This window comes from Herbiconiux sp. A18JL235 (genome assembly GCF_040939305.1).
Taxonomy (GTDB): Bacteria; Actinomycetota; Actinomycetes; order Actinomycetales; family Microbacteriaceae; genus Herbiconiux.
Genome location: NZ_CP162511.1, coordinates 3177803 through 3193167 on the forward strand (window position 1 = coordinate 3177803; position 15365 = coordinate 3193167).

15 protein-coding genes are annotated in these 15365 nt (G+C 70.9%); 4 read left to right on the forward strand and 11 right to left on the reverse strand.

Annotated features, from left to right (window positions below):
- Positions 1–31: 31 nt before the first annotated feature.
- Complete coding sequence (locus ABFY20_RS14875) at positions 32–1054, reverse strand: aldo/keto reductase (protein WP_368497011.1); 1023 nt, start codon at positions 1052–1054, stop codon at positions 32–34.
- A gap of 90 nt (positions 1055–1144) precedes the next feature.
- Here ABFY20_RS14875 and ABFY20_RS14880 point away from each other — a divergent pair, with 90 nt between their 5' ends.
- Positions 1145–1738, forward strand: a complete 594-nt coding sequence (locus ABFY20_RS14880; RefSeq protein WP_368497012.1) for a TetR/AcrR family transcriptional regulator — start codon at positions 1145–1147, stop codon at positions 1736–1738.
- A gap of 56 nt (positions 1739–1794) precedes the next feature.
- Here ABFY20_RS14880 and ABFY20_RS14885 read toward each other — a convergent pair whose 3' ends face one another.
- Complete coding sequence (locus tag ABFY20_RS14885; protein WP_368497013.1) at positions 1795–2535, reverse strand: IclR family transcriptional regulator; 741 nt, start codon at positions 2533–2535, stop codon at positions 1795–1797.
- Between the two features lie 158 nt (positions 2536–2693).
- Here ABFY20_RS14885 and ABFY20_RS14890 point away from each other — a divergent pair, with 158 nt between their 5' ends.
- The 3 genes from ABFY20_RS14890 to ABFY20_RS14900 are packed head-to-tail and all read left to right on the forward strand — an operon-like array spanning position 2694 to position 5870.
- Positions 2694–3452, forward strand: coding sequence for an MIP/aquaporin family protein (locus ABFY20_RS14890; protein ID WP_368497014.1), 759 nt, complete (start codon positions 2694–2696; stop codon positions 3450–3452).
- Complete coding sequence (gene dhaL / locus ABFY20_RS14895) at positions 3442–5172, forward strand: dihydroxyacetone kinase subunit DhaL (RefSeq protein ID WP_368497015.1); 1731 nt, start codon at positions 3442–3444, stop codon at positions 5170–5172. The genes ABFY20_RS14890 and dhaL overlap by 11 nt, the downstream gene beginning before the upstream one ends.
- Positions 5173–5180: 8 nt before the next feature.
- On the forward strand, positions 5181–5870 hold the full coding sequence (locus ABFY20_RS14900) for a DAK2 domain-containing protein (protein ID WP_368497016.1): 690 nt from the start codon (positions 5181–5183) through the stop codon (positions 5868–5870).
- Positions 5871–6000: 130 nt separating this feature from the next.
- On the opposite strand, the gene ABFY20_RS14905 is transcribed toward ABFY20_RS14900, so the two are convergent.
- From ABFY20_RS14905 to ABFY20_RS14945, 9 genes are all read right to left on the reverse strand, one after another.
- A complete protein-coding gene (locus tag ABFY20_RS14905) occupies positions 6001–6834 on the reverse strand; it encodes an SDR family oxidoreductase (protein WP_368497017.1) in 834 nt (277 codons plus the stop codon).
- The gene (locus ABFY20_RS14910) at positions 6831–7610 is read right to left on the reverse strand and encodes a GntR family transcriptional regulator (protein ID WP_368497019.1); all 780 of its coding nucleotides are present in this window, start codon (positions 7608–7610) and stop codon (positions 6831–6833) included. Before ABFY20_RS14910 ends, ABFY20_RS14905 begins: the two co-directional genes overlap by 4 nt.
- Before the next feature lie 92 nt (positions 7611–7702).
- Complete coding sequence (locus ABFY20_RS14915) at positions 7703–8665, reverse strand: SIS domain-containing protein (RefSeq protein WP_368497020.1); 963 nt, start codon at positions 8663–8665, stop codon at positions 7703–7705.
- Positions 8666–9589, reverse strand: a complete 924-nt coding sequence (locus ABFY20_RS14920) for a PfkB family carbohydrate kinase (protein ID WP_368497021.1) — start codon at positions 9587–9589, stop codon at positions 8666–8668.
- Positions 9589–10029, reverse strand: coding sequence for a secondary thiamine-phosphate synthase enzyme YjbQ (locus ABFY20_RS14925; RefSeq protein ID WP_368497022.1), 441 nt, complete (start codon positions 10027–10029; stop codon positions 9589–9591). The genes ABFY20_RS14920 and ABFY20_RS14925 overlap by 1 nt, the downstream gene beginning before the upstream one ends.
- Complete coding sequence (locus ABFY20_RS14930) at positions 10026–12173, reverse strand: ADP-ribosylglycohydrolase family protein (protein WP_368497023.1); 2148 nt, start codon at positions 12171–12173, stop codon at positions 10026–10028. Before ABFY20_RS14930 ends, ABFY20_RS14925 begins: the two co-directional genes overlap by 4 nt.
- Positions 12170–12994 carry a carbohydrate ABC transporter permease gene (locus tag ABFY20_RS14935; protein ID WP_368497024.1) on the reverse strand — a complete coding sequence of 275 codons (825 nt, stop codon included), beginning with the start codon at positions 12992–12994 and terminating at the stop codon, positions 12170–12172. The genes ABFY20_RS14930 and ABFY20_RS14935 overlap by 4 nt, the downstream gene beginning before the upstream one ends.
- A complete protein-coding gene (locus ABFY20_RS14940) occupies positions 12991–13923 on the reverse strand; it encodes a carbohydrate ABC transporter permease (protein ID WP_368497025.1) in 933 nt (310 codons plus the stop codon). Before ABFY20_RS14940 ends, ABFY20_RS14935 begins: the two co-directional genes overlap by 4 nt.
- 65 nt (positions 13924–13988) lie before the next feature.
- Positions 13989–15347, reverse strand: coding sequence for an ABC transporter substrate-binding protein (locus tag ABFY20_RS14945; protein WP_368497026.1), 1359 nt, complete (start codon positions 15345–15347; stop codon positions 13989–13991).
- Positions 15348–15365: the final 18 nt, after the last annotated feature.

Here is a 15365-nt window from a genome sequence, read left to right on the forward strand (position 1 = left end):
AAGAGCATGAATCGTCGGGGTTGCCCGCTGGTCATGCAGCGGAACGCGTGCCCTCCGCGCGGCGGCGGAGGGAGGCATCCGTCACCTCGGGCCCCCGGTAGACCATGTCCATCGCGCCGATGCTCTCGCCGGGCGGCACGATGGCGTCGATGCGGTCGAGGATCTCATCGCTCAGCACGACCTCGGCGCCCGCCAGGGTGTCGTCGAGCTGCTCCATGGTGCGCGGCCCGGCGATCGCCGAGGTGACACCCGGATGCGCGATGACGAAGGCCATCGCCAGGTGCGTCAGCGGAATGCCCACCTCGTCGGCGAGAGCGACGAGCTGCTCGATGGCGGCGAGCCGGCGCTCGTCGCGGAAGTGGCGCATGCCGGTGCCGGCGCGGAAGTTCTCGTTCGCCTGACCCGCGCGGTACTTGCCCGTGAGCGCTCCGCCGGCGAGCGGGCTGTAGACGAGGGTGCCCATCCCGTAGCGCTCGGCGACGGGAAGGATCTCGCGTTCGATCTCGCGATCGAGGAGGGAGTAGTTCGGCTGCTCGGTGCGGAACCGCTCGAACCCGCGGCGCTCGGAGACCCACTGGGCCTCGACGATTTCGGAGCCGCGCATCGAGGAGGTGCCGATGGCCCGCACCTTGCCCTGGCGCACCAGGTCGGTGAGGGCCGAGAGGGTCTCGTCGATGTCGGTCTCGGGGTCGGGGCGGTGCAGCTGGTAGAGGTCGATGTGGTCGGTGCGCAGGTTGCGCAGGGAGCGTTCGACGGCCTGCATGATCCAGCGGCGGGAGGCGCCGCGGTGGTTCACGTCGTCGTCGACCGGGCCCCAGAACTTGGTGGCGAGCACCACCTCGTCGCGGCGGCCGACGAGGGCTTCGCCGACGACCTCCTCCGAGTCGCCGTAGCGGTCGGCCGTGTCGATGAAGTTGATGCCGGCGTCGAGCGCGCGGTGGATGATGCGTACGCCCTCTTGCCTGTCGGGGTTGCCGAACGAGCCGAGCATCATGGCGCCGAGGGCGTAGGGCGTGACCTTGATGCCGGTGCGGCCGAGGGGTCGATACTGCATGGGGTTCTCCTCTAGACTCGGATGCGGAACACTGTTCCGCTCATGTCGTCGACTATACGGAACGTTGTTCCGATTAGCAAGGGGTCAGTCATGCCTGCCGTCTCCGGTGCTTCCGCCACCGCATCCGACCCCGCGCCGCGCAGCCTCAGGGCCGACGCTCGCCAGAATCTCGACGCACTTCTGACGGCAGCGCGCACCGTGTTCGCGCGGTCGGGCGTTGATGCTCCGGCTCGCGAGATCGCCACCGAGGCGGGGGTGGGCGTCGGCACGCTCTACCGACATTTCCCGAACCGCGCCGAACTCGTCGCGGCCGTCTTCACCACCGAGATCGACGCCACCGCGGCCGAGGCGCAGGAGTTGCTGGCGCAGCATCCGCCCGGCGAGGCCCTCGACCTCTGGATCACCCGCTTCACCCGCTTCGTCGCCACGAAGCAGGGCCTCTCGGCAGCCCTTCGCTCAGGCGACCCGGCCTACGACACCCTGCCGGAACAACTCATGGGCAAGCTCGGCCCCGCCATCGGCTCCCTCCTCGACGCCGCCGTCGCCGCCGGCGAGGTGCGCCCGGGCATCGACCCCCTCGAACTCCTCCAGGCCGTCGGCGACCTCAGCCACCGCACCCCCTCCCCCGACGGCACCCCCAACCCCATGGTCCGCCTCCTCCTCGACGGCCTCCGCGCCCGCTAGCCCCGGTCGCGCCTGCCCGCGCCAGCACCGCCCGGGTCGCGGCAGCGGCGGGCGGGTCAGCGGAGGGGGGCGCCGAGGTCGCGGGAGATGGAGCGGGCGGCGTCGGTGAGGGCGGTCAGGGCGGCGGCGGGGGGAGGCCATTCGGCGGAGGGGACGACGAGGGCGAGGGCGGCGACAGCCGCACCGCCGGCGTCGTACACGGGAGCCGCGACGGAGTTCTCGCCGATGACGGCCTCCTCGAGCTCGTAGCCGAGCGAGTCGCGACGCACCCGCTCGAATTCGGCTTCGAGATCGGCCGGGTCGGTCGTGGTGGAGCCGGTGAGGGTGCGCAGGGGGCGGTCGAGCGCCTCGCGCCGGTGGTCGGCGTCGAACGCCAGGAGCACCTTGCCGAGGGCTGACGCGTGGCTCGGAAGCGTGAGGCCGGTTTCGGGCATCTGCTCCGAACCGTCGGGTCGGCGGTCGTGGTGGATGACGAGAACCTCGCCGAACAGCTCGACACCGAGCCTCGTGGCGTAACCGGTCTCGCTGGAGAGGTCGTGCATCCAGCGGATCGACCGCGCCCGCACGTCGAGCGTGTCGAGGTACACGCTCGACAGCTTCACCAGCGCAGGGCCGAGCATGTAGCGATTGCCACCGCGCTCCTGCGCGACGAGACCGTGCGCCTGCAACGACTTCACGATGCCGTGCACCGTCGACGGCGGCAGCTCGAGCGCAGCTCCGAGCTCGGTGATGCCGAGCCGGCGCGCACCCTGCAGCAGCGACAGGATCTTCGCCGCCCGGTCGATCGATTGGATCACTCGTTCTCCTACTCGCCCGCCGCTGCGCGTGCCGCACCCATTCTCGCGGACTTGTTGACACGATTCGAGCAACCGTGCATTATTCGATATTACCGAATGCAATTCGACAATATCGAATGCGCATCCGCTCTCGCATCCGTTCAAAGGAGAACAGTCACATGGACGACAACCGAACCTGGCAACGCCTGACCGCCGAGTTCCTCGGCACCGCCTTCCTCGTGTTCATCGGGGTCGGCTCGGTGCCCGCCGCCCTCATCGTGAACGGTGACGCCCCGTTCACGATGGCGAGCCTCGGCTTCATCTCGCTCGCCTTCGCCACGGTCGTCATCGCCACCGTCTACGTCTTCGGATACATCTCGGGCAACCACATCAACCCGGCGGTCACCCTCGCCCTCGCGGTGAGCGGCAAGTTCGCCTGGAAGGACGTGCCGGGCTACCTGCTGGCCCAGGTGCTCGGCGCGACCGCAGGCGCCTTCGCGATCGTCGGCGCCCTCGGCCAGCAGGCCAGCGACCTCGGGCTCGGCGTCGCCGCCTACGGAGACATCCCGGTGTGGCAGGCGTTCACCGCCGAGTTCCTCGGCACGTTCATCCTCGTGTTCACGGTGTTCGGCGTCATCCACCGCAAGGCGGCGCCCGGTTTCGCCGGCATCGTCATCGGTCTCGTCGTCTTCGCCGCGATCATCCCCGTCGCGCCCGCCACCGGCGCCTCCATCAACCCTGCCCGCACCACAGGCCCCATGCTCGTGCAGCAGTTGCTCGGCGGAACCGTGCAGTGGGAGCAGTGGCCGGTCTACGTCATCGCCGAGATCACCGCCGGCATCGCCGCCGGGCTGCTGTTCGGGCTCGTCTCCCGCACCCGCGCCGACCGCACGACCCTCACCGAGGCACTCGAAGAAGAGGATGCTCGTGCCCGCTGACGAGGAGCGCCCGGTCGGCGAGACCCTCGCCGTCGCCGAGCTCGTCGCCTGGGTCGACCGGTTCGACGAGCTCTGCGGCTCGAACGTGGGCTGGCTCACCGAACTCGACTCCGCGATCGGAGACGCCGACCACGGCGTCAACCTCACCCGCGGCACCGCCACCCTCCGGCGGAGCCTGCACCAGGATGCGCCGGTCGACGCGGGTGAGCTGCTCCAGCGCTGCGGGATGATCCTGCTCGCCACCGTGGGCGGGGCGAGCGGTGCCCTGCTCGGCTCGATGTTCCGGGCCATGGGCGAGCGGGTCGGCGCGGAGACCGCCCTGAGCGCCGGGGACCTGGCGGCGGCGTTCGAGGCGGGGCTCGCATCCGTCGTCGCGCTGGGCCGCGCCGAGGTCGGCGACAAGACCATGGTCGACGCGCTGGCGCCGGGGGTCGCCGCGCTCGTCGCGGGGGCGGGGGCGGGGGCGAGCCGCACGGCCGACGCGGGTCACGGCCTGCCGCTGGAGCAAATACTGCGGGGCGCGGCGCGCGCCGCAGTCGCCGGCCGCGAGAGCACCCGCCCGCTGGCCGCCCGCAAGGGCCGGGCCAGTTACCTCGGCGCCCGCAGCGCCGATCACCTCGACCCCGGCGCCGCCTCGGCGTCCCTCCTCTTCGAGGCCCTCACCCTTCACACCACCCTCACCCACCACCACACCACCGCACTGACAGGAGCACCCATGTCCACCATCCGCCGCCAGTTCGTCAACCGGCCCGACGACGTGATCGCCGAGGCCCTCGAAGGGCTGCAGCTCACCCACCCGGCCCTGCTCGCCTTCGACGCCGAGGCCAACGTCATCTCGCGGGCCGTGCCCGCCTCCGGCAAGGTCGGGCTGGTCTCGGGCGGAGGCTCGGGGCACGAGCCGCTGCACGCCGGCTTCGTCGGCACCGGGATGCTCGATGCCGCCGTCTGCGGTGCCGTGTTCGCGAGCCCCACCTCCGAGCAGGTGCAGGCCGGCACCCGCCTCGCCGACAGCGGCGCGGGCGTGGTGCACATCGTGAAGAACTACACCGGCGACGTGCTCAACTTCGAGATCGCCGCCGAGTTGGTGAGCGACGACGGCATCGCGATGGAGGCCGTGATCGTCGACGACGACCTCGCCTCCGACGGCGCCGGCGACGGACCGGGCCGCCGCGGCACGGCAGCCGTCGTCACGGTGGAGAAGGTGCTCGGCGCCCTCGCCGAGCAGGGCGCCGACCTCGCCACCGTCGCCGCGGCGGGCCGCGACGTCGTCGCCCGCTCGCGCAGCCTCGCGCTCGCACTCGACGCCTGCACGCACCCCGGCGAGTCGCGGGCGGCGTTCGAGCTCGCCGCCGACGAGGTGGAGTTCGGGGTGGGCATCCACGGCGAGCGCGGCACCTCGCGCATCCCGTTCGCCACAGCCGACGAGCTGGTCGAACAGCTCGTCACGCCGCTCGCCGACAGCCTCGAGCTACGGCGCGGCCAGTCGGTGATCGCGATCGTGAACGGCTTGGGCGGAGCGTATCCGCTCGAGCTGTCGATCATGGCCCGCCAGGTGCACCGGCTGCTCGAGGGGCGCGGGGTGGGCGTCGCCCGCTCGCTCGTCGGCTCGTACGTGACCTCGCTCGACATGCACGGCGCATCCGTCACCTTCACCGTCGCCGACGACGAACTCGTTCGTCTCTGGGACGCCCCCGTCCGCACCCCCAACCTCACCTGGTAAGGAACCCCATGAGCACCGACCTCAACACCGACCTCGTCACCGGGCACCTCGCCTTCGACTGGATCACCCGCTTCGCCACCGACTTCGCGACCGCGCAGGAGCGGCTCACCGAACTCGACCGCCTCGCCGGCGACGGCGACTTCGGCACGAACATCGCCTCCGCGCTGCGGCGCGCCACCGACAAGCTGCCCGACCGCGAGATCGCGAGCTTCGCCACCGTGTTCGGGGCGACCTCGCGCGGCTTCCTCGCCACGGGCGGCACGAGCGGGCCGCTGTTCGGCATGTGGTTGCGCGACATCTCGCGCTCGGGCTCGCCCGCCGGAGCGTCGGCGACCGAGCTGGCGGCCGGGGTGGCGACGGGGCTCGCCACCATCCAGAAGCTCGGCGGGGCGAAGGTCGGCGACAACACCATGATCGACGCGCTGTCGCCGGCGACGGATGCGCTCGGCGAGACCGCGGGACAGGGCGGTTCACTCGCGGCTGCCCTGGGTGCCGCCGCGGTGGCGGCCCGGGCGGGTGCGGAGTCGACAGCCGACCTCGTCGCCTCGCGGGGGCGGGCCAGCTACGTGGGCGAGCTCGCGCGCGGAGTGCTCGACCCGGGGGCGGTGACGATCGCGCTGTTCTTCGAGTCGGGGGCCGCGGCGGTGGGGGCGTTCGAGGGGCGGCCCTTGGAGTGGCTGGACGCCGTCGTGGGGTGAGGGGTGCGGGCGGGCGGCCGGCGGCCACGGCGGGCGGCCGCGGCGGGCGGCCGCGGCGGGCGGGCGGCGGCGCGGCGATCCGGCTGGGGCGGGCGGCACGGCACGCGCGGCCCGCCCGCCCGCCTCGCGCTCAGCGGGCCGTCCAGCCGCCGTCGATCGGGATGGCGGCGCCCGTGAGGTAGCTGCCGGCGGGCGAGCTGAGGGAGACGATCGCCGCGGCGACCTCGGCAGGCTCGGCGGGGCGCTGCAGCGGCGTGGCCAGCCGGTAGGCCTCGCGCCGCTCGGGCTGCGCGGCGAAGAGCTCGTCGAGCATCGGGGTATGCACCGGCCCGGGACACACCGCGTTGACGCGCACGCCGAGCGCGGCCACCTCGAGCGCCGCGGCCTTGGTCATGCCGACGACCGCGTGCTTGGCGGCGACGTACGCCGAGGAACCCGGGATTCCCACGAGCCCCGCCACCGACGCGACGTTCACGATCACTCCCGACCCCTGCTCGACCATCGGCCGCAGCTGATGCTTCATGGCGAGCCAGGTGCCCCGGGCGTCGACCGTCATCACCTCGTCCCACAGCTCGACCGGCGCATCCGGTGTGTCGACACGGCCCCGGCCCCCGCTCGCGCTGCTGCGCCCCGCGGCGTTGCAGGCGATGTCGAGGCGCCCGAAGCGCTCGAGGGTCGTGGCCACGAGGCGGGCGCACTGCGTCTCCTCCGCCACGTCGGTAGGCACGAAGAGCGCTTCGGCGCCTCGGGCAGTGAGCTCGTCGACGACCTCGGCCCCCTCCCGGCTGCGCCGCCCGGCCACGACGACCGCCGCCCCCGCCGCGGCGAAGGCCTGCGCCGTCGCCCGCCCGATGCCCGAGGTTCCGCCGGTGACGACCGCGACCGCGCCACGGGCCCAGTCCGCTGCACCCGGCTGGCCCGCAGCACGACCCAGGTGCCGGTCACCGGGCCCGTCGGTGCTCATGACGGAGCGGTGGTGGCGTAGTGGAACCTCACGCGCGAACCGAGCCACGCGGTGCGGGAGGTCTCGATGAGCTCGCCGCCGCTGCGCCCGATCGACCAGTCGACGAAGAGGGTTCCCTCCCCGCCCGTCTGCAGGAGTCGCGCCTCGGCCGACGTGACGGTACGCACCTCGAGGAAGTGGTTGGTGTCGACGACCTGCACACCGACCGAGGCCAGGGTCGTCGACACCGACCCCTCGATCAACGGCAGCTCGGCCAGCAGCCCCGCCGAGCGGCCCACCAGCCAGGAGTCGGTGATGCCGATCGGGCGCCCGTTCACCAGGTGCAGCCGTTTGAGGTGCAGCCTCGGCAGCTCGCGCTCCTCGACGGGCAGCTCGCGGGTGAGTTCGTACGGTTCGGGCTCGGCCGGCAGGTCGCGCAGGTGCATCGACACTGCGTCTTCTCCTGCGGCGCGGAAGCGGTCGCGCCACGGGGTCATCAGCCCGAAGTCGTGCTGGATGAGCCGTGGCCGGTCGGCGACGAAGGTACCGGTGCCCTGACGCCTCTCCACGTAGCCGTCTTCGGCGAGGGCGGCCAGGGCCTGGCGCACGGTGATGCGGCTGATGCCGTAGATCGACGCCATCTCGTTCTCGGTCGGCAGCTGCATGCCCACCGGCATGCCCTGGTCGATGAGCCCCCGAAGGTCGCGGTGCACCTGCGCCCAGGCCGGCAGCGGCGACGAGCGGTCGACCGGGGCGGCCTGGGAGGCGAGGCTGCGCGCACTGGTGTCGATGGTCATGAGCCCCCCGCCGTTACGAACACATGACGTGATCATAACAACATGATGATCGGTCGCAGGAAGACGGATGCCGCGGCGTGCCGCCGACCGTCTCAGGCGACCGGCTGGCCGTCGAGCTTGATGTGGCTGGCATCCATGTTGACGGCGCCTCCCCGGAACGGCGGCCGGTTCCACCTCGACGCCGCGGCCTCCGCCACGACCGTGCCGACGACAGCGCCGGCGAGCTCGTGCAGCAGGCGGTCGCGGGCATCCGCATCCGGCCCGTCGCCCGCGATGTGCACCGGCAGCACGGTCTGGCCGGTGCTCTCCAGAGCCCGGGCGAGCCGCTCGTGCCGCGCCTCGCCGTAGGCACCGACGAGCTGCACCTCGAGGTGCGCCTCGGGCCCGATGAAGTAGTCGACGTGCCCGCTCTCCTCCAACGCCACCGATCGGGTCGGAACGCCGGTGGCCTCGATGAGCTTGAGCATCCAGAAGTCGGCGGCACCGCGCAGGTCGGGCAGCGACAGCACCGAGATGCCGCGCGGCGCGGTGTCGCCCAACGCGGCGACCGCACCGTCGACGACGGGCGCGAGGTCGCGCAGCCTCGTCGACAGGGCCGAGGTGGCACCGCGGGTCTGCACTCCGCAGACCGCCGCCACGCCGAGGCCGAGCATGAGGTGGCCGGCGCACGGCACGACCTCGTCGACGGCGAGCGTGGGCACCAGCTGCACCTCGTCTGCGGCGTCGGCGAGCGGCGATCCCGCGTTCGAGGTGACGGCGACGGTGCGCACGCCCGCCTCGCGCGCCAGGCGGAGGGCTTGGACGGTGGCGCCCGAGGTGCCGGAGTGCGAGATGCCGACGACGGTCTGCGTGCCCACGGGAAGGCGCCCGAGGAAGGTGATGTCGCCCGACGACAGGGCGCGGTGCCCGAACGCCTGCGCGAGGAGGGCCGACGACAGGGAGTCGCCCGAGCCGACGACGACGGCGCCCTCGACGGGCCGGGTGTCGGCGGGAACGACGTCGCCCGTGGCGGTGAGGGCGTCGATGACGGAGAGGAGGTGGTCGCGGTGGTTCATTCAGCTTTCCTGATTCGATCGGATGTCGGGGAACGGGTGGGTGAGAGGGGATGCCGCGGCGAGCGCGCTCGATCCGGTACCGGCGAGGGCGATGCGGGCGACGCTCACCCCGAAGTGCGCTGCGGTCACGAGATCGGCGCCCTGGGCGAGGGCCGCCATGATGGCGGCCGCCGACGCATCGCCGGCGCCGGTCGTCTCGCGCACCTGGACGGCGGGGTCGCAGACGGTCCAGCACCCGTCGCCGGTGACGACGTACATGCCCTCGCGGTCGAGCCGCGCCACCACCTGAGCCCCCAGCTCGCGGGCGATGCGCCTGGCCGCGGCGCGCGGGTCGGGGTCGAGGAGCCGGAGCTGCACCCGACTGGGCAGCACGGTGCCGCCCCGCGTCAGCACGCGCCGCAGGTAGCCGAGGCCTTCGCGGCGCAGCGGGAGCTGATGCGGGTCGACACCCACCAGGGTCGAGGAGCCGACCCTGGCGCGTTCGAGGGGCGACGAGTCCAGCAGGGCATCGAGCCCGTCGCTCGCCTCGCCGAGCGGGGGCAGAGGCACCTCGCCCGCCTCCGACGGGCTCTCGGCGTCTTCGAGCTCGAGGTCGGAGGGCGCCGTCGTCTCCACGATGCGACGGCCCTGGGGAGAGTCGAGGATCCACACCCTCGGCACCGACGGCACGGCTCGGGAGTGCCACACATCGATGCCGAGCTCGTCGAACAGCAGCTCGAACCGTTCGTCGTCGTCGGGAAGGTCGGTGATGAGCCGCACCTCGGTTCCCCCCACCAGCCGTCCCCCGAGTGCCGCATAGAGTCCCGGCCCGCCGAGCTGGTCGAACGCGGCGTCGCGGCCCACGGCGACGAGGTGATCGATCGAGAGACCCCCTCGAACCCCCAGCCGCCCGCCGGCGGTGTCGGGAGTGGCGTCGCCTCGCATCAGAACGTCTGCAGGGCGTACTGGATGGTGCGGTCGCGCGGTCCGTCGAGCTCGAGCAGGTAGACCCCCTGGCTGTGCCCGATGCCGAGCTCACCGCCGATGACGGGCAGCTGCAGCGACTGCACGCCGAACACGAGCCGCACGTGGGCCGCTGCGTCCTGTGGGCCGTCGTGCAGGTGTACGAAGGGCCGGTCGACGGGAACCGACTGCTCGATGAAGAGCCGGATGTCTTGCAGCGTGGTGCCGTCGACACCCGAGTTGAAGATGATGGTGCACGTGGTGTGCGGCACGAAGACGTGCAGCACGCCGTCGCCCGAGCCTCCGCTCGCCGCCTCGCGCAGCTGCGGGGTGACGTCGACGTAGCCGGTGGGTGCGGGGAAGCCCTCGGCCGGCTTGGTGTTGACGGAGAAGCTCTGCCAGGTGGCGGCGGATGCGGTCATGGTGTTGCCTTTCGTTGGTTCTGAGCGGAGTGCTGAGTCGTGATGCGGGCGACGGTGAAGCCGTCGGCCGTGAAGGTGCCGCGTTCGACGAGGAAGCCCGCTCCCCCGCCGCTCGTGCGGGGCGTCGTGGCCCGCAGCACCTCGACGCCGTCGACGAGGAGGGTGAGCAGTTCGCCGGCGCACTCGACCTCCACCCGCAGGCGGGTGTCGAGCGGAACGGGGAAGGGGATGCGCGCCAGCACGGTGCGCCGCTCGTCGCGCTGATCGACGAGCTGCGCCTCCCCCTCGGTGAAGATCGCGGCGCCGTAGTGGCGGTGCCCGCGTGCGCGCACCACCAGTCCGGCGGTGCGGTGGAGCGAGAGGGTGAGCACCGAGGTCACCCGGTAGTCGACCCAGCTGCGGGTTCCGATGGTGACCACGCCGCCGTCGTCGGGATGCGAGACGCAGTAGCTGCTGCCGAAGTCGGCCTCCCAGTTGCGGGCCGAACTCACCCAGGGGGCGAGCGCGGCCGGCTCGGTGTCCCAGATCGAGGTGAGCAGGATGCCGCTCTGCGTGAACGAGGTCGGCGCTCCCCTCCAGTCGACCTCGTGCACCCTCAGGGCGCCGGGCGCGTGAGCGGCATCGGCGGGCGAGACCTCAAGCCCGAGACGGAAGGGGAGCACGTTGCCGTGCGACGGGATCGTCCACACCAGTTCCGACGGCGCATCCGTGTCGCCCCGGGGTTCGATGTGCTGAACCTCGCCGGTCTCGCGGTGCACCGCGCCGCCGTCGTCATAGAGCGCGAAAGGCCGCACGAGCACCCCGCTCCCTCCCGTCGCCGAGAGCGTGAACCTCACCTCGTCGCCGGGGTAGAGCGTGGGGCTGGCGATCGTCGAGAAGTTCGTCATCGCGTCGAGCGGGTCGAGGAAGGTCGGGGTGGAGACGGAGACGGGCTCCGGGCCGGCGGGCGTGACGACCAGTCCCGACCCGTCGGGATTCTCGCAGGTACCGCGCTGCTCGTCCTTCCCGGCCGCGTGCGGGCACGCCGTGAAGCCGTGCACCGACCCCGGGAAGCCGAAGTCGAACCGCGCCACGGGCGGCGCCGACGGGAGACCGCGCAGGGAACGCGCGGAGCCGACGATGCGGAGGGCCTCACGCCCCGCATCCGTCACCGCCTCTCCCCCGTCGGCGCTCACCACCACCGCACGGTCGGCCACCGGAGTGCGCAGATGGGGCGCGGCGTCGAGCCCGGCGAGGCCGAGGCGCACGCCGTTCAGGCAGCCGACGGTTCCCGCGTTGCTGTCGGTGTCGAAGCCCACCGACGAGGCGACGGCCACGGCACGGGCGAAGTCGTCGCCGCCGAGGCGCAGCGCGGCGAGGGCCATCGCGGTGTTGGAGAGCGCGTGGCACGGCCCGGGATAGTGCGCATAGCCGTACTGCTCGTCGACCCAGTCGCGCACCTCGCGCCAGTCGTCGTCGGCGCCGACCCGGGAGCAGACGGAGTCGACGATCGCGACGAGCCGCGCGTCGGCGACGAAGGAGCGGCCCACCTCGATGAGCGCGTCGAGGTCGGACGTCACGAAGGCCTCGGCCCTCATGGCCGCGAAGAAGGCCGAGGCGTCGAGCGCCACGCCGTCGTGGCTCACACTCGCCGCGGCGCGGGTGAGCTGCACAGCGGCGGCCGGGTCGCCCGGGTGCATGAGGCCGAAGGCGTCGGAGAAGATCTGCGCGCCGATCTGCTCGGCCAGGGTGCTGCCGTTCTGGGCGATGGAGCCGCTGTGCGGAGCGCGGATCCCGCGGCGGAGGTTGAGGAAGGCGGTGTGCTCCGTGGAGCGGCCGTAGCCGCCCCACCACAGGATGGTGCGGTCTTCGACGACGTAGTTGAGCCAGGTGTCGCCCACCTCGGCGGCAGCGATCGGGCGCCCCTCGGCGTCTTCGACGACGCGCGCGAACGCGAGGGTGCCCGAGATGTCGTCGTCGGCGACGATGAGCGGCAGCCCGAGGCGGTCGTTGACGTAGTCGTCGACGAGCCCGAAGGTGTCGCTGATCGTCTCGTAGGGCCAGCCCTCCACCGGGCGGCCGAGGTAGACGCCGATGAACTTGCCGAGCACCCCGGCGTAGACCCGCTCGGCGAAGGCTTCATCGAGTTCGACCCGCCGCGTCATCCCTTCACCGCCCCGCTGGCCATGCCGTCGACGACATAGCGCTGCAGCGCGATGAACACCGCGAGCACCGGCACGATGAGGATGAGGGCTCCGGCCATCATGGTGCCGATGTCGGTGCTGAAGGTGCCGTTCATGGTGAGAAAGCCGAGGGTGAGCGTCTTCGTGCTCGACGACTGCAGGAACGTCGACGAGATGAGGAACTCGTTCCAGGCGTTCAGCCCGACGATGACGCCCACGGTGATGAGTCCCGGGCGCACCATCGGCAGCAGCACCCGGGTGACGAGCTGGAAGGTGTTGACCCCGTCGGTGAGCGCGGCCTCTTCGATCTCGAGCGGCACGCTCAAGAAGAAGGTGCGCATGAGGAAGGTGGCGAAGGGCATGTTGATGGCGGCGAGGATGACGCCCACGACGAACACGTTGTCGGTGAGCCCGGCGCCGGCGACCACGGAGTACAGCGGGAAGATGAACAGCTGGATGGGCACCGTCATCGCCATGGTGAGGTAGACCATGATGATCGGCCAGGTCTTCACCTTCTGCCCGGCCAGCACGTAGCCGGCGAGCGAGGAGCACACCAGCACCACGACCACGGTGGTGCCGGTGAGCAGGATGCTGTTGACGAACCCCTGGCCGAACTTGCCGTAGTTCCAGGCCGTCACGAAGTTCTCGATGCTGACGCCCTGGGGCGGGAGGAACGGGTTGCCGAGGATCTCGGAGTTGTTCTTGAAGGCGTTGAGGAGCACCAGCACGAGTGGGATCAGCGCGATGACGGCGAAGACCACGAGCACGAGGTGCCCGAGCAGATCGCGGAGCGGTCGTCTCATCGGGTCAGGTCCCTTCTGCTCAGCCAGGTGTAGAGGATCGACGCGAGCAGCCCGAAGAAGCTCATGATGAGGCCCACGGCCGCCGCCTTGCCGAACTGGAACGAGGAGAACGCGAAGGCGTATGCGTAGGTGCCCATCACCTCGCTGGAGTGGGCCGGGCCGCCTTGGGTGAGCAGGTAGACGTAGTCGAAGGCGAGGAAGGAGAAGATGACCGTCATCACACCCATGAGCAGGAGGGTGGGGCGGATGCTCGGCAGGTACACGTGCCGGAAGATGCCCCAGCTGCCCGCACCGTCGAGCGAGGCCGCCTCGACCTGGTCGACGGGCGTCTGCCTCATGGCGCCGAGGTACACCACGGTGAGGAACCCCCAGTAGTGCCACATGTCGACAGCGGCTGCCGCGTAGAGCGAGGTGGCCTGGGAGGACGTGGGAGGGGCGAGCCCGATGAGGCCGAAGACTCCGCCGTTCGGGTTGTAGATGATGGTCTGCCACACCAGTGCGTTCACCACGGGCGCGAGCACGTAGGGCATCAGAAAGATGACCTGGTAGAAGGTGCGCATCCGCTTGCGCTTCAGCAGCAGCGCGGCGGTGAGCAGCCCCACCACGGCGGGCAGCACCAGGAAGAGCACGAGCCACTTGATGTTGTTGGTGAGGGAGGTGGCGAACACCGGGTCGGCGAGGATGTCCTGGAAGTTCTGCAGGCCTATGAAGTCGACGTCGAAGCCGATTCCGCTCCAGTTCGTGAACGCGAAGAGGAGGGTGAGGATGCCGGGCACCACGACGATCACGATGGAGAGCAGGAGCGCCGGGGCGACGAGCAGGTAGTTCGTGGCGGTCTGCCGCCTGAAGTGCCCGCGACCGCGCCGTGGCAGCGGCGTCGGTCGAGACGGGGCCTTGCGCCCGGCGTCGGGCGTGAGGGTGGTGAGCATGGCTGGTCCTAACGGTGCGGTCGAGGGGGCGGCACCGGGCGCGGCCGCCCCCTCTCTGGTTCGCGCTATCCGGCGGGGGTCGGAAGCGGCGGCACCAGTCCCTTCGCCTTCTCCTCGTCGAAGGTCTTCTGCACACCGGCGAGGAAGTCCTCAGCCGTCACGTTGCCGAGCCAGACCGAGTCGATGTCGGTGAGTGCGGCGGCGGTCGCCGGCGGGAAGAAGGTGCCCACGAAGTAGCCGTAGTCGCCCTGGTTGACGCCGTCGATGGTCTCCTGCATGGCGGTGACGAACGGCTTCGACAGACCGGTGTAGTCGTCGGCGCTCAGGGAGAACTCCTTGAGCGGCACGGCCCAGTAGCCCGGCCAGCTCTCGTTCATCTCCTTGGCGAAGGAGTCGGTCATCATGTAGTCGATGACCTCGGCCGCGCCGTCCTTGTGCTCGGAGGCCGCGTTGATGGAGAGCGAGGCGGTGGTGCCGAGCGTGTAGTAGGGGCTCGGCAGCTCGGGGTTGATGGTGGGGAACGCCATGTACCCGAGGTCTTCGGTGTTGCCGGCGTCATCGTTGAAGTAGTTCGAGGCGAACTGGAAGGCGAGGCTCGGGCCGATGAAGAAGGGCGACTGCTCCTCGCTCAGGAGCTTCATCGACTGGTCGAAGTTGAGGTTCGCGTAGTCGTCTCCGCCGAGGTAGCCGGCGTTGTAGAAGTCTGCCGAATCCTGCACGGCCTTGACGATCGCCGGGTCGGTCCACGGGATCGTGCCCTGCAGCGCGTCGTAGATCGTCTTGCCACCCGCCACCTGCGACATGAACAGCGAGATGTAGTTCTGGTTGACCGGCTTCCACCCCTGGTTGCCGGTGACCGAGGGGTAGAGACCCGCGGCCGCGGCCTTGTCCATCACGGCGACGAACTCGTCGTAGGTGGTGGGCACGTCGACGCCGAGGGTGTCGAGCACCTTGGTGTTGTAGAACACCCCGATGTCCTCGATCGAGTTCGGCAGCGAGTAGAGCTTGCCGTCGACGGTTCCCGACTCGTACATCGAGTCGAGGATGCGGTCTTTCCAGCCGTACTTCTCGGCATACGGCGTCATGTCTTCGAGCTTGCCCTCGGCGGCGTAGGCCGAGGCGAAGGCGGGGCCGGAGCCGTAGACCACGTCGGGGCCCTTGTTGGCGCTCAGCGCCACCTGGATGTTCTTGTCCACCGCGTTGTCGAAGTTCACCTCGAGCTCGTACTCGTCCTGCGAGGCGTTGAAGCCGTCGACGAGCACCTTCTGCATGGTCTCCTGCTGGGCGGGCGGAGCACCCCAGAACCACAGCTCGAGCTTCTGACGGTCTCCCGATGCACCGCCACCCGCGGCACAGCCGCTCATGGCCAGGGCGACTGCGGTGGCCATGCCCGCCACCGCGAGCGCGAACCTCTTCCGTTTCATGCTGTGCTCCTTGATCGA

Bases quoted from the DNA above. Each gene is read 5' to 3' on its own strand.
- ABFY20_RS14875 (WP_368497011.1), bottom strand. From the start codon at position 1,054: ATGCAGTATCGACCCCTCGGCCGCACCGGCATCAAGGTCACGCCCTAC.
- ABFY20_RS14880 (WP_368497012.1), top strand. From the start codon at position 1,145: ATGCCTGCCGTCTCCGGTGCTTCCGCCACCGCATCCGACCCCGCGCCG.
- ABFY20_RS14890 (WP_368497014.1), top strand. From the start codon at position 2,694: ATGGACGACAACCGAACCTGGCAACGCCTGACCGCCGAGTTCCTCGGC.
- ABFY20_RS14900 (WP_368497016.1), top strand. From the start codon at position 5,181: ATGAGCACCGACCTCAACACCGACCTCGTCACCGGGCACCTCGCCTTC.
- ABFY20_RS14905 (WP_368497017.1), bottom strand. From the start codon at position 6,834: ATGAGCACCGACGGGCCCGGTGACCGGCACCTGGGTCGTGCTGCGGGC.
- ABFY20_RS14910 (WP_368497019.1), bottom strand. From the start codon at position 7,610: ATGACCATCGACACCAGTGCGCGCAGCCTCGCCTCCCAGGCCGCCCCG.
- ABFY20_RS14915 (WP_368497020.1), bottom strand. From the start codon at position 8,665: ATGAACCACCGCGACCACCTCCTCTCCGTCATCGACGCCCTCACCGCC.
- ABFY20_RS14920 (WP_368497021.1), bottom strand. From the start codon at position 9,589: ATGCGAGGCGACGCCACTCCCGACACCGCCGGCGGGCGGCTGGGGGTT.
- ABFY20_RS14925 (WP_368497022.1), bottom strand. From the start codon at position 10,029: ATGACCGCATCCGCCGCCACCTGGCAGAGCTTCTCCGTCAACACCAAG.
- ABFY20_RS14930 (WP_368497023.1), bottom strand. From the start codon at position 12,173: ATGACGCGGCGGGTCGAACTCGATGAAGCCTTCGCCGAGCGGGTCTAC.
- ABFY20_RS14935 (WP_368497024.1), bottom strand. From the start codon at position 12,994: ATGAGACGACCGCTCCGCGATCTGCTCGGGCACCTCGTGCTCGTGGTC.
- ABFY20_RS14940 (WP_368497025.1), bottom strand. From the start codon at position 13,923: ATGCTCACCACCCTCACGCCCGACGCCGGGCGCAAGGCCCCGTCTCGA.
- ABFY20_RS14945 (WP_368497026.1), bottom strand. From the start codon at position 15,347: ATGAAACGGAAGAGGTTCGCGCTCGCGGTGGCGGGCATGGCCACCGCA.